General features: G+C 41.6%; 7 protein-coding genes, 2 rRNA genes and 1 riboswitch. Of the genes, 8 read left to right on the top strand and 1 reads right to left on the bottom strand.

The features are described 5' to 3' along the window. Positions 1–95: 95 nt before the first annotated feature. From NST98_RS10870 to guaA, 4 genes are all read left to right on the top strand, one after another. The gene (locus tag NST98_RS10870) at positions 96–1040 is read left to right on the top strand and encodes an AAA family ATPase (protein ID WP_016838958.1); all 945 of its coding nucleotides are present in this window, start codon (positions 96–98) and stop codon (positions 1038–1040) included. Continuing rightward, the gene (locus tag NST98_RS10865; RefSeq protein WP_340715113.1) at positions 1037–2221 is read left to right on the top strand and encodes a DUF58 domain-containing protein; all 1185 of its coding nucleotides are present in this window, start codon (positions 1037–1039) and stop codon (positions 2219–2221) included. The genes NST98_RS10870 and NST98_RS10865 overlap by 4 nt, the downstream gene beginning before the upstream one ends. Continuing rightward, positions 2218–4389 carry a transglutaminase TgpA family protein gene (locus tag NST98_RS10860; RefSeq protein ID WP_340715112.1) on the top strand — a complete coding sequence of 724 codons (2172 nt, stop codon included), beginning with the start codon at positions 2218–2220 and terminating at the stop codon, positions 4387–4389. Before NST98_RS10865 ends, NST98_RS10860 begins: the two co-directional genes overlap by 4 nt. A gap of 67 nt (positions 4390–4456) precedes the next feature. Beyond that, a complete protein-coding gene (gene guaA, locus NST98_RS10855) occupies positions 4457–6004 on the top strand; it encodes a glutamine-hydrolyzing GMP synthase (RefSeq protein ID WP_340715111.1) in 1548 nt (515 codons plus the stop codon). A 211-nt stretch (positions 6005–6215) separates the two neighbouring features. On the opposite strand, the gene NST98_RS17330 is transcribed toward guaA, so the two are convergent. Beyond that, complete coding sequence (locus NST98_RS17330; RefSeq protein WP_445684057.1) at positions 6216–6374, bottom strand: S-layer homology domain-containing protein; 159 nt, start codon at positions 6372–6374, stop codon at positions 6216–6218. 439 nt (positions 6375–6813) lie between these two features. Then, positions 6814–6915, top strand: a riboswitch (purine riboswitch). A gap of 133 nt (positions 6916–7048) precedes the next feature. Here NST98_RS17330 and NST98_RS10850 point away from each other — a divergent pair. From NST98_RS10850 to NST98_RS10835, 4 genes are all read left to right on the top strand, one after another. Continuing rightward, positions 7049–8380 (top strand): NCS2 family permease, encoded by a 1332-nt coding sequence (locus NST98_RS10850; RefSeq protein ID WP_016838963.1) that lies wholly within the window; start codon positions 7049–7051, stop codon positions 8378–8380. Positions 8381–8554: 174 nt separating this feature from the next. Beyond that, the gene (gene tnpA, locus NST98_RS10845) at positions 8555–9004 is read left to right on the top strand and encodes an IS200/IS605 family transposase (RefSeq protein ID WP_096551201.1); all 450 of its coding nucleotides are present in this window, start codon (positions 8555–8557) and stop codon (positions 9002–9004) included. Between the two features lie 457 nt (positions 9005–9461). Further along, positions 9462–11014: ribosomal RNA gene (locus tag NST98_RS10840) — 16S ribosomal RNA — on the top strand. 304 nt (positions 11015–11318) lie between these two features. After that, positions 11319–14245 (top strand): 23S ribosomal RNA (locus NST98_RS10835). Together the 16S and 23S rRNA genes form the textbook arrangement of a ribosomal RNA operon. Positions 14246–14269: the final 24 nt, after the last annotated feature.

Below are 14269 nucleotides of genomic sequence, written 5' to 3'. Positions count from 1 at the left end.
AATTAGTTGTCTTTTAACTGAAGGTTCGTTTATGCTTTATTTATGTTATTTTGTGTAAATTCTGACTTTTACACAAAGATCAGGAGGATTTATGTATGCATCCAAAAATTGAAATGATAATCAAAAATATTGAGAAAGTAATGATTGGAAAACGAGAAGTCGCAGAATTGAGCATTGTCGCATTGCTTGCTAGTGGACATGTACTGCTTGAAGATGTGCCAGGAGTAGGAAAGACAATGATGGTGCGTGCTCTTGCGAAATCCGTGAGCGCAGATTTCAAAAGAATTCAATTTACTCCTGATTTGTTACCTTCTGATGTCATTGGCGTTTCAATCTATAATCCAAAATCATTGCAATTTGAATTTAGACCAGGTCCGATTGTTGGAAATATTATTTTAGCAGATGAAATTAATAGAACTTCTCCTAAAACGCAATCGGCTTTACTTGAAAGCATGGAAGAATCATCAGTGAGCATCGATGGAGAAATGTTTGAGTTACCGAAACCGTTTTTTGTCATGGCTACACAAAACCCGATAGAATACGAAGGCACATTTCCTTTACCAGAAGCACAGTTAGATCGTTTTTTAATGAAAATTCATATGGGCTATCCAACAGCACTAGAAGAAATAGAAATTTTAAGAAGAGCTGAAAAATCAGCACCGATTCAAAATTTAGAACCAGTGATTACAATAGATGAATTGTTAGCGATACAAGACGAAGTGAAAAACGTCTATGTAGATGATTCGGTAAAAGGCTATATTGTTCAGTTGGCTAGAGCCACTAGGGAAGAACCAAATGTATATTTAGGAGTTAGTCCAAGGGGAACTCTTGCATTAATGCGAGCATGTCAAGCATATGCGAAAATACACAATCGGGATTTTGTAAAGCCTGATGATGTACAATACTTAGCTCCCTTTGTTTTCAGCCACCGCATTATTTTAAAACCGGAGGCACGCTATGAAGGATTGACGGTGGATGAAATTCTAAACAATATCATTACAAAGTCTGTCATCCCTATTAGAAGGTTTGTAGAAAAATGAGTTATTGGAACAGAATATTCAGCAAGATCGGTCGCTTTATCGTCAATATCTTATTAATTCTAATTACCTTCAGTTATGCCATGTTTCAAGGTGGGTTTGTCAGTTGGTTTTTATTTTACACATTAATTCCATTTTTGCTTTATTCCTTAGTTCTCAACTTTATTCCTGTACGCATAGAGGAAGTTAAGAGGGAAATCCACCCTACCAAACTAGTGAGAGGCGATGGAGCGTCCGTCACAATTCATTTTAAAAATAAAACATGGTTTCCATTAGCATTTGTAACAGTAAGGGAGATTGGACTGAAAGATGATATTGTTGCAAAGTCTAAAGGGTGTTCAAACATTTTTTTTGCGGGATTTAAAAGAAGCTTTCATTGGACGTATGAGATACCTGAATTAGAGCGAGGAGTTATTGAATTTTCAACATTACAATTTACTTTTACCGATTTTTTTGGTTGGACGGTACGACATAAATTTGTAGATGTAAAACAAAAGGTAATAGTATATCCAAAAATAACGGAAATGAAATATCGCCAATTCCAACGGCATATTGATCAAGGTGGAGTGTTAGCTCCTTTTGCTTTCTTGAAAGATACTACTTTGGTTTCAAGCATTAGAAATTATCAAGCTGGCGACCGGTTTTCTTGGATTCATTGGAAGTCATTTGCGAAGGATGAAACGTTAAGGACGAAAGATTTTGAAGTGCGGCAAAGCCATGAAGTAATGCTTGTGTTAGATGCTACTGTGAAAAGACATTTTGAAGAAGTGGTGGAATTAGCAGCATCAGTCTTGCAAACCATTGTAAAAAATCATGGAGAAGTATCATTTTTCATTGCAGGAGATGAACAAGTTTTTTATCCACAACTGAAACAAAGTCAATTCGGGAATATTATGAAACAACTATCGTTGGTGGAAGCGAGTGATTCAAAAAATATAGAATGGATATTAACAAGAGAGGGCAAGACACTCGATTCTTTCATGCTGCTTTTTACAGGTGAATTAACAGAGTCGTTAAGAAATTTCTTTATGAATCATTCGAAAAAGACAAAAGGAATTATTTGTTTTGTCTTGTCATCCCAACAAGAAATAGGACAAGCGAGGGAAGAGTTTTTCAACGTAACTATTATACCAATTACAAAAGAGAGGTTTAGTGATGTCTTCACGGAGGTGATAAAACCGTGAAAAATGGAGCTTATAAAACAATAGAACTTGCACTATATTACGTTCTTATTTTTTTTATATTACGGGAATGGTTGACGCCTATCATGAGCATTACAGGAATAGGGTATGTGGATTTAATCTTGTTATTTATTGCTCTGTGCCTCGCTATTAGTTTGTTCCGTTTACCAATTTTTATTTCATGGATTATGAAAATATCTTATATTTCATGGTTTATCGTTTATGTGTATAGTGATTTATCGATTTTTTCAAATGAAGGCATTCAGTTTCTGTTGAATGAATTATTGTACAATTTTGCTTTGATGTTTCAAGGAGAATTTTTTCATATAACGAACTCTTTCCAATCTATTTTATTTTTTATTCTCATTTGGATGCTTGTTTATTTAGTACATCATTGGTTAACGGTAAGAATGAATATTTTTTACTTCCTTGTGTTAACGGTAGTATTCATTGGTATTTTAGATACATTTACTGATTACGATGGGACGACGGCCATTGTTAAAGTCGTGCTGCTTGGATTATTAATGATGGTATTTTTGTTTGTGAAAAGGCTCATGTTGCAATCAGGTATATCGTTCAATTGGTATAACTATTTAAAACTTGCATTACCTGTTCTGCTGATGATAGGAATGGTTGTATTGGTAGGGGCGTTATTGCCGAAAGCATCCCCACAATGGCCAGATCCTGTTCCGTATATCAAAACTATGGCAGGACAAGGAAATGGGTTGGGCGGCCCTGTGAAAAAAATCGGTTATGATGAAGATGACTCCCAACTAGGAGGATCGTTCGTTGGGGATGATACAGTTGTTTTTATTGCTCGTGCTACGACAAAGCAATATTGGCGGGTTGAAACAAAAGATGTATACACGTCAAAAGGTTGGGAGACGTCGCATTCAGATGAATTGGCATCCATTCCACTTGGGGAGCCGATTCATCATTTTCACTCATTGCCAGTGGGACCTGATGAAAAAAGGCAATTTGCCCATATAGAACTAAGATACCCATACGATTTTATTATTCAACCGTATGGACTTATTTCCATCGATGCAAGAACAGACGTGGAAAACCCAATTCGTCTGATTGTGAATCTTGAAACGGAGAAAATATCTACAGATTATGCTGGGGAGTTTTTGTATCACGTTGAGTATAGCACTCCGGAGTATTTATATAGCGATTTGACTTCAACAATTCAACAACCCATTGATTCTAGCATTCAGGAAAAATATTTACAGTTGCCAGAATCCCTACCTCAAAGAGTCATTGATTTGGCAAAGGAAATTGTTGAGGGGAAAGAAAGTGATTATGATAAAGCTCGCGCAATCGAAAGCTATTTTCGTTTAAATGGCTTCCGCTATGAAACGGAAGGGGTGCCTGTTCCTGATGAGGGCCAAGATTACGTTGATCAATTTTTGTTTGAATCAAAAATCGGTTATTGCGACAACTTCTCAACAGCGATGGTTGTCATGCTGAGAGCGGTGGGGATTCCAGCTCGTTGGGTTAAAGGGTTTGCTGGAGGCGAAGTGATTGCAAGTGACGGTGATTTAAAAACATATGAAATTACAAACAACGATGCTCATTCTTGGGTAGAAGCATATATTCCAAAGGTTGGATGGGTTCCATTTGAACCAACAATTGGTTTTACTACAAATCGTAACATTCATTACGATTTTGAAACGGATGCTTATCAGGATGATATGTTAACAGTAGATGAAAATACGGAATCTGACAAACTAAAAGATGAACAAAATGAGGAAATGAAACAACATAATGCTGAGTTTACAAGTTTTAAGAATTGGCTTAACCATATCGGACCTATATTAAACATTGCCTTTATTGGAATAGTTATGGTGAGTATACTATTATTTATTTTCCGCAAAAGATGGATGCCGAAATTGTATAGTCGGTGGCTGAAACATCAAACTATTAATGAAGCAACTTTTGAAATCATTTATTTGAGACTGTTGAAAGTGTTGGAATTAAACGGATTGCAGAGGAAAGAAGGTCAAACGTTACAATCTTTTGCGAAAGAAGTTGATGAAATATTTTCTTCTACACATATGTCACAGATTACGGATGCCTACGAAAATTATATCTATGGTAATAAACAGCAAATTGACTACGGAAAAGTGAAAGAATGTTGGGAAAATTTAATCAATCGCACTAGTAGTTGATTTTATATATGAGTAAGAGTAAAATTTAAAAAATTATAAGGCAGTAAATATAGAAGAGGTGTAAATCGTGACGACTCAATTAAAAGAACAAGAAAAAATCGTTGTTCTCGACTTTGGAAGTCAATACAATCAATTAATTACCCGACGAATTCGTGAATTTGGTGTATTTTCGGAGCTCTTGCCTCACACACTTTCTGCTAAAGAAATTAAAGAAATGAATGCGGTAGGGATTATTTTTTCAGGTGGTCCAAATTCAGTATATGACGATAATGCTTTTAAAGTCGATGAAGAGATTTTTAATTTAGGTTTACCGATTTTAGGAATTTGTTATGGTATGCAATTAATCGCCCATACTCTTGGCGGTAAGGTAGAAAGCGCAAATACTCGTGAATATGGTAAGGCAGAAATTGAAATTACAAAAGACAATCCATTGTTCGGCGACCTTCCAAAAGAGCAAGTGGTTTGGATGAGTCACGGCGACCTTGTAACTCAATTACCTGAAGGTTTCGAAACAATTGCAACGAGTCCAAGTTGCCCAATTACTGCAATGCAAAATGAAGAACGGAAATTATATGGCGTTCAATTCCATCCAGAAGTGCATCATTCTGTTCATGGAAATGATATTTTACGTCATTTCGTATTTGATATTTGTGGCGCAAAAGGCGATTGGACAATGGAAAATTTCATTGATTTACAAATCAAAAAAATCCGCGAACAAGTAGGCAACAAAAAAGTATTATGTGCCCTTTCAGGTGGTGTGGATTCATCTGTTGTTGCGGTATTAATTCATAAAGCAATTGGAGACCAATTGACTTGTATGTTTGTCGACCACAACCTTCTTCGTAAAGGTGAAGCGGAGAGCGTAATGGAAACATTCGAAGGTAAATTCGGAATGAAAGTCATTAAAATCGACGCTCGTGAACGCTTCATGAACAAATTAAAAGGAGTAACAGACCCTGAACAAAAACGTAAAATCATCGGAAATGAGTTCATCTATGTATTCTCCGATGAAGCAAGCAAATTGAATGATATGGATTTCCTAGCACAAGGAACTTTATATACAGATATCATTGAGTCTGGTACAGCAACTGCTCAAACAATTAAATCTCACCATAATGTTGGTGGCTTACCAGAAGATATGAAATTTGAATTAATTGAACCATTAAAAACATTGTTCAAAGACGAAGTTCGACAACTAGGTACTCAGCTTGGTTTACCGGATGAAATTGTTTGGCGTCAACCCTTCCCAGGTCCAGGTCTTGCTATTCGCGTATTAGGAGAAGTAACAGAAGAGAAACTAGAAATCGTTCGTGAATCCGATGCAATTTTACGTGAGGAAATTGCAAAAGCGGGCCTTGATCGTGAAATTTGGCAATACTTCACTGTGTTGCCTAACATTAAATCTGTAGGTGTTATGGGAGACCAACGCACATATGATTATGCGGTTGGTATACGTGCGGTGACTTCCGTTGACGGTATGACTAGTGATTGGGCACGCATTCCTTATGACGTGTTAGAAAAAATTTCTACTCGTATCGTAAATGAGGTGCCACATGTAAACCGCGTACTTCTTGACATTACATCTAAGCCACCTAGCACAATTGAGTGGGAGTAAACAGAATACCTGCTTTATGAATCAACAATCGACTTTCCTTTATTCAGTTCTTCATGGATAAAGGAAAGTTTTTTATGTTTTTTATTGCTTGTATAAAGCAGAAAAAGATTTGGCCATGCATGAATATAGTATTGATATTTCTTATTTACATCGCAAAAAAATAAAAAGGATCATCCAATCCAGTGATTGAATAATCCTTCAAATGCGGTCTTTATTTCGAAGATGCATTCAGCGAACGCATGATGAACGTTGCAAATTGTTGTCTCGTTACAGGAGCGTACGGATCAAAAGTTGTCGGAGTTGTTCCTGTTGTAATTTCATGATGGTAAAGTACTTCGATGTTTTTGTATTGCTCATATGAAGGGGAGATGTCTGTGAATGGAAGATCACTTTTCCCCTGTAATTGGAATGCTTTAGTTCTTTTGGAAATTATTGGTGAAAGACGGAGGAAAATGTTTGATCAACTCATTCGGTCAAAAGTGTAATGGCTCGTGGATAACGATCAGAAAATTATCGAAACTTTAGCGATGAACTTAATAAACAAGCATTTGAGATATGATTAAAGGATATCATAATTTCACGAAGTACAAATATATCTCCAAAAATTGAAATGCTCCCTAATAGGTGGATAAGTGAAAAATCCAACCTATCAGGGAGTTTTTTTATTGTCCATAAAAAACTTATAAAAGAAAATAGAGAACATAATTTTTGGGAAAAGTGGAATGAATTTCACGAACTTTATTTTAAAAATATAAAAAAATGTTCGTGATTAGGGTTGAAAAGCGAAAAATAAGATGATATATTACAGGAGTAAAAATTAAAAAAAACGTCGTATAATGTCGAGGATATGGCTCGATAGTCTCTACCAAGCTACCGTAAATAGCTTGACTACGACTTTATAGATAGAATTCATGCTTCTATGAATTCGTTTATAAAAGTTGTAGTCATGCACTTGTTGCATGACTTTTTATTTTTCGTATGTTATTCGAAAGGTAGGACATACTGAAGCTATCTGGACATAGGCGACGAGAGACGGAGGAAAATATGAAAAAATATTTTCAATTTGATGAACTAGGAACATCTTATAAGCAGGAGATTATCGGTGGTATTACAACCTTTCTAGCGATGGCGTATATTTTGGTTGTAAACCCATTAACGCTAACGTTGGCAGATATTCCTGATTTACCAGATGAATTAAGAATGGAATACGGTGCGGTATTCGTTGCAACTGCAGTTTCTGCTGCAATAGGATGTTTCATCATGGGGATTTTTGCAAAATATCCGTTGGCTTTAGCGCCTGGCCTTGGGTTAAACGCATTTTTTGCTTACACTGTTGTATTATCTCACGGAAGTCCATGGCAACATGCATTAGCAGCTGTATTCATTTCATCTGTTTTCTTCTTTATTTTAACTTTAACTGGTTTACGTGAAAAATTGATTAATGCCATCCCGATGGAATTGAAACTTGCGGTAGGTGCAGGTATCGGTTTATTTATCGCGTATATCGGATTGAAAAATGCAGGAATAATTGTAGCGAATGGAGCAACAGTTATTGGGATGGGGAATTTAAAAGATCCTCAAGTGTTGTTATCTATTTTTGGAATCTTAATAACAGTAATATTAATGGTTAGAGGATCTAAAGGCGGCGTTTTCTATGGTATGGTCATCACGGCTATCGTTGGTATGATTTTTGGACTTATAGATAAACCTGCGTCTATTTTATCAGCTCCTCCAAGTATTGCGCCAACATTCGGTAAATTATTTACAGCATTTTCTGATCCAAGCTTTTATTCATTATCAATGCTTTCAGTAATCTTAACATTCTTATTCGTTGACTTTTTTGATAATGCAGGAACGCTTGTTGCGGTAACAAACCAAGCTGGATTTGTAAAAGATAATCGTTTGCCACGTGCGGGCAGAGCGTTGATTTCAGATTCAATCGCGTCAATGATCGGTTCTATTTTCGGTACATCAACGGTAACATCTTATATTGAATCATCATCAGGTGTAGCAGCAGGTGCAAGATCCGGATTTGCTTCTGTAGTAACAGGATGTTTATTCTTATTGGCATTGTTTATTTCTCCAGTATTATCTGTTATTACAAGTGCGGTAACAGCACCGGCATTAATTATTGTAGGTATTTTGATGGCTGCTTCATTACGTGAAATTGAATGGAATAAATTCGAAATCGCAGTACCATCTTTCTTAACAATGTTTATGATGCCATTGTCTAGTTCGATTGCAACAGGTATTGCGGTAGGCTTCATTTTCTATCCGATTACAATGATCCTTAAAGGGAGAGTTAAAGAAGTTCATCCGATTATGTATGTATTTGCTATACTCTTCTTATTATATTTAACGACATTGTCAGAATAACCTATGAGGGAAAGCAGAGAAGCTGCTTTCCCCATTTTTTGTGTAAAAAAGAAAACCCCCTGCTAGGCAGGGGGTTCCGTATAGCTTACAGCGAGGTATTAAAAAAGATCCCACTTGATGCTAAAATAAATTTCGGTTCGCCAACCAAATTTTAGTACCAAGGAGGGACCTATTATGTCTTCTGACACAAATAGTTTAGCACATACCAAGTGGAATTGTAAGTATCACATTGTATTTGCACCAAAATATAGAAGACAGATAATTTATGGAAAGATAAAGAAAGATATTGGACAAATATTAAGACAACTATGTGAAAGAAAAGGCGTAGAAATAATTGAAGCTACCGCATGCAAAGACCACATACATATGTTGGTCAGTATCCCACCAAAATTAAGTGTTTCATCATTCGTGGGATATTTAAAAGGAAAAAGTAGTTTGATGATATTCGATCTATTTTGGTGTAGAGGATTTTATGTGGATACGGTAGGCAGAAATAAAAAGGTAATTGAAGAATATATTCGAAATCAAATACAAGATGATATCATTGCAGATCAACTCAGTATGGAAGAATTCATCGATCCATTTACAGGTGAAGAGATAAAGCGAAAACCTAGGAAAAAATAAAAGAGACCCTTTAAGGGTCAGCTGGAAAAGTAGTGCAGTTGGCGAACCATTCGATGCCCCTTTAGGGGTTGGCCAGTAATAAAGGCTTCTAGCCACAGAACAAACCACCCGTTCACACGGGTGGTTTTGATTTTATTCATATCTAATGAATGAATAAGTTTTTAATAGTAAAAATAATATGAATTGTTTTTTTATTCATCAGATGCTTGCAAAATAAAAATGAAGATGTTATATTAATAAACGCTGTTGCTGATAATAAAAAACAGCAAAAAATAATAAAAAACATTGTTGACAATCGATTTTAGATTTGTTAATATAAAAAACGCCGCTGTTAAAGCGATTGAAAATGAACCTTGAAAACTGAACAACAAAACGTTAATGCAATAATTTATCTAGTTGTTAACCCTCGTTGACAAACTAGATTCGGACATTAAATTTTGAGCAAATCAAATTTTCTTTTATGGAGAGTTTGATCCTGGCTCAGGACGAACGCTGGCGGCGTGCCTAATACATGCAAGTCGAGCGAACCAATTGAAAGCCTAGCTTTCATGAGGTTAGCGGCGGACGGGTGAGTAACACGTGGGTAACCTGCCCTATAGACTGGGATAACTCGCGGAAACGCGTGCTAATACCGGATAATACATCAAAGTGCATGCTTTGATGTTGAAAGATGGTTCTGCTATCACTATAGGATGGGCCCGCGGCGCATTAGCTTGTTGGTGGGGTAACGGCCTACCAAGGCGACGATGCGTAGCCGACCTGAGAGGGTGATCGGCCACACTGGGACTGAGACACGGCCCAGACTCCTACGGGAGGCAGCAGTAGGGAATCTTCCACAATGGGCGAAAGCCTGATGGAGCAACGCCGCGTGAGCGAAGAAGGTCTTCGGATCGTAAAGCTCTGTTGTAAGGGAAGAACAAGTGCAGTAGTAACTGGCTGCACCTTGACGGTACCTTACTAGAAAGCCACGGCTAACTACGTGCCAGCAGCCGCGGTAATACGTAGGTGGCAAGCGTTGTCCGGAATTATTGGGCGTAAAGCGCGCGCAGGCGGTTTCTTAAGTCTGATGTGAAAGCCCCCGGCTTAACCGGGGAGGGTCATTGGAAACTGGGAGACTTGAGTGCAGGAGAGGGAAGCGGAATTCCATGTGTAGCGGTGAAATGCGTAGAGATATGGAGGAACACCAGTGGCGAAGGCGGCTTCCTGGCCTGTAACTGACGCTGAGGCGCGAAAGCGTGGGGAGCAAACAGGATTAGATACCCTGGTAGTCCACGCCGTAAACGATGAGTGCTAAGTGTTAGGGGGTTTCCACCCCTTAGTGCTGCAGCTAACGCATTAAGCACTCCGCCTGGGGAGTACGGTCGCAAGACTGAAACTCAAAGGAATTGACGGGGGCCCGCACAAGCGGTGGAGCATGTGGTTTAATTCGAAGCAACGCGAAGAACCTTACCAGGTCTTGACATCCCGCTGACCGCTATGGAGACATAGCCTTCCCTTCGGGGACAGCGGTGACAGGTGGTGCATGGTTGTCGTCAGCTCGTGTCGTGAGATGTTGGGTTAAGTCCCGCAACGAGCGCAACCCTTGTCCTTAGTTGCCATCATTCAGTTGGGCACTCTAAGGAGACTGCCGTACAAATACGGAGGAAGGTGGGGATGACGTCAAATCATCATGCCCCTTATGACCTGGGCTACACACGTGCTACAATGGACGGTACAAACGGTCGCGAAGTCGCGAGACGGAGCCAATCCGAAAAAACCGTTCTCAGTTCGGATTGCAGGCTGCAACTCGCCTGCATGAAGCCGGAATCGCTAGTAATCGCGGATCAGCATGCCGCGGTGAATACGTTCCCGGGCCTTGTACACACCGCCCGTCACACCACGAGAGTCTGTAACACCCGAAGTCGGTGAGGTAACCCTTTCGGGAGCCAGCCGCCGAAGGTGGGACAGATGATTGGGGTGAAGTCGTAACAAGGTAGCCGTATCGGAAGGTGCGGCTGGATCACCTCCTTTCTAAGGATATTTACGGAAGCATTAGCGTTTTGTGTTCAGTTTTGAAGGTTTATGACCTTCAAAGTTATAGTGTTGTTCTTTGAAAACTGGATAAACGACATTGAAAGCAAGATATTTACTGTAAAGCGTAAACAACTAGGCTAACACGACGTAAATGCGACGTAGATTAAAAGCCGTAAGGGTTGCGAGACGCAAGCAAGACAAGGAAATGAGCGAGTGAGAACCGGAGTGTACTATATGCGTACATGAGGATTCGAACGAGCGAAATTGACGAAGTATTGCGCAGCGTATCGAAAACCGTAAAGGTTAAGTTGTTAAGGGCGCACGGTGGATGCCTTGGCACTAGGAGCCGATGAAGGACGGGACTAACACCGATATGCTTCGGGGAGCTGTAAGTAAGCTTTGATCCGGAGATTTCCGAATGGGGGAACCCACTGTTCGTAATGGAACAGTATCTTAACGTGAATCCATAGCGTTAAGAAGGCACACCCAGGGAACTGAAACATCTAAGTACCTGGAGGAGAAGAAAGAAAAATCGATTCCCTGAGTAGCGGCGAGCGAAACGGGAACAGCCCAAACCAAGAGGCTTGCCTCTTGGGGTTGTAGGACACTCTATACGGAGTTACAAAAGGATGGGTTAGATGAACCGTTCTGGAAAGGACGGCCAGAGAAGGTAAAAGCCCTGTAGTCGAAAATCCATCCTCTCCTGAGTGGATCCTGAGTACGGCGGAACACGTGAAATTCCGTCGGAATCCGGGAGGACCATCTCCCAAGGCTAAATACTCCCTAGTGACCGATAGTGAACCAGTACCGTGAGGGAAAGGTGAAAAGCACCCCGGGAGGGGAGTGAAAGAGAACCTGAAACCGTGTGCCTACAAGTAGTCAGAGCCCGTTAACGGGTGATGGCGTGCCTTTTGTAGAATGAACCGGCGAGTTACGATTACGTGCAAGGTTAAGCAGAAAATGCGGAGCCGCAGCGAAAGCGAGTCTGAATAGGGCGTTTTGAGTACGTGGTCGTAGACCCGAAACCAGGTGATCTACCCATGTCCAGGGTGAAGGTGAGGTAACACTCACTGGAGGCCCGAACCCACGCACGTTGAAAAGTGCGGGGATGAGGTGTGGGTAGCGGAGAAATTCCAATCGAACTTGGAGATAGCTGGTTCTCTCCGAAATAGCTTTAGGGCTAGCCTCGTGTGAAGAATACTGGAGGTAGAGCACTGTTTGGACTAGGGGCCCACCTCGGGTTACCGAATTCAGACAAACTCCGAATGCCAGCTATTTATACACGGGAGTCAGACTACGAGTGATAAGATCCGTGGTCAAAAGGGAAACAGCCCAGACCACCAGCTAAGGTCCCAAAGTAATCGTTAAGTGGAAAAGGATGTGGCGTTGCTTAGACAACCAGGATGTTGGCTTAGAAGCAGCCATCATTTAAAGAGTGCGTAATAGCTCACTGGTCGAGTGACGCTGCGCCGAAAATGTAACGGGGCTAAACGATTCACCGAAGCTGTGGATTCGTGCGTTGCACGAGTGGTAGGAGAGCGTTCTAAGTGCGTCGAAGTCAGACCGGAAGGACTGGTGGAGCGCTTAGAAGTGAGAATGCCGGTATGAGTAGCGAAAGATGGGTGAGAATCCCATCCACCGAATGACTAAGGTTTCCTGAGGAAGGCTCGTCCGCTCAGGGTTAGTCGGGACCTAAGTCGAGGCCGAAAGGCGTAGACGATGGACAACAGGTTGATATTCCTGTACCACCTCCCCGCCGTTTGAGTGATGGGGGGACGCAGGAGGATAGGGAATGCACGCCGTTGGTCGAGCGTGTCCAAGCAGCAAGGCGTGGAAGTAGGCAAATCCGCTTCCTAATACGCTGAGCTGTGATGGGGAGCGCGTTACGCGCGAAGTTCCTGATTTCACACTGCCAAGAAAAGCCTCTAGCGAGGCGGGAGGTGCCCGTACCGCAAACCGACACAGGTAGTCGAGGAGAGAATCCTAAGGTGAGCGAGAGAACTCTCGTTAAGGAACTCGGCAAAATGACCCCGTAACTTCGGGAGAAGGGGTGCTCATTGGGGTGCAAGCCCTGATGAGCCGCAGTGAATAGGCCCAGGCGACTGTTTAGCAAAAACACAGGTCTCTGCAAAACCGTAAGGTGAAGTATAGGGGCTGACGCCTGCCCGGTGCTGGAAGGTTAAGAGGAGGAGTTAGCGCAAGCGAAGCTCCGAATTGAAGCCCCAGTAAACGGCGGCCGTAACTATAACGGTCCTAAGGTAGCGAAATTCCTTGTCGGGTAAGTTCCGACCCGCACGAAAGGCGTAACGATCTGGGCACTGTCTCAACGAGAGACTCGGTGAAATTATAGTACCTGTGAAGATGCAGGTTACCCGCGACAGGACGGAAAGACCCCGTGGAGCTTTACTGTAACCTGATATTGAATTTCGGTGCAACTTGTACAGGATAGGTAGGAGCCGTAGAAGGGGGAGCGCCAGCTTCCCTGGAGGCGCCCTTGGGATACTACCCTGGTTGTACTGAAATTCTAACCCGCAAGCCTGATCGGCTTGGGAGACAGTGTCAGGTGGACAGTTTGACTGGGGCGGTCGCCTCCTAAAAGGTAACGGAGGCGCCCAAAGGTTCCCTCAGAATGGTTGGAAATCATTCGCAGAGTGTAAAGGCATAAGGGAGCTTGACTGCGAGACCTACAAGTCGAGCAGGGTCGAAAGACGGGCTTAGTGATCCGGTGGTTCCGCATGGAAGGGCCATCGCTCAACGGATAAAAGCTACCCCGGGGATAACAGGCTTATCTCCCCCAAGAGTCCACATCGACGGGGAGGTTTGGCACCTCGATGTCGGCTCATCGCATCCTGGGGCTGTAGTCGGTCCCAAGGGTTGGGCTGTTCGCCCATTAAAGCGGTACGCGAGCTGGGTTCAGAACGTCGTGAGACAGTTCGGTCCCTATCCGTCGTGGGCGTAGGAAATTTGAGAGGAGCTGTCCTTAGTACGAGAGGACCGGGATGGACACACCGCTGGTGTACCAGTTGTCTTGCCAAAGGCACCGCTGGGTAGCTATGTGTGGACGGGATAAGTGCTGAAAGCATCTAAGCATGAAGCCCCCCTCAAGATGAGATTTCCCATTGCATAAGCAAGTAAGATCCCTCAAAGACGATGAGGTAGATAGGTCCGAGGTGGAAGCACGGTGACGTGTGGAGCTGACGGATACTAATCGATCGAGGACTTAACCAATCATTTCAATGTCGTTATCCAGTT

The organism is Ureibacillus sp. FSL W8-0352 (assembly GCF_038004345.1).
In the GTDB taxonomy this organism is placed as follows: Bacteria; Bacillota; Bacilli; order Bacillales_A; family Planococcaceae; genus Ureibacillus; species Ureibacillus thermosphaericus.
Note: the sequence above shows the minus strand (reverse complement) of the source record. Positions and strands in the feature narration are given on the sequence as shown.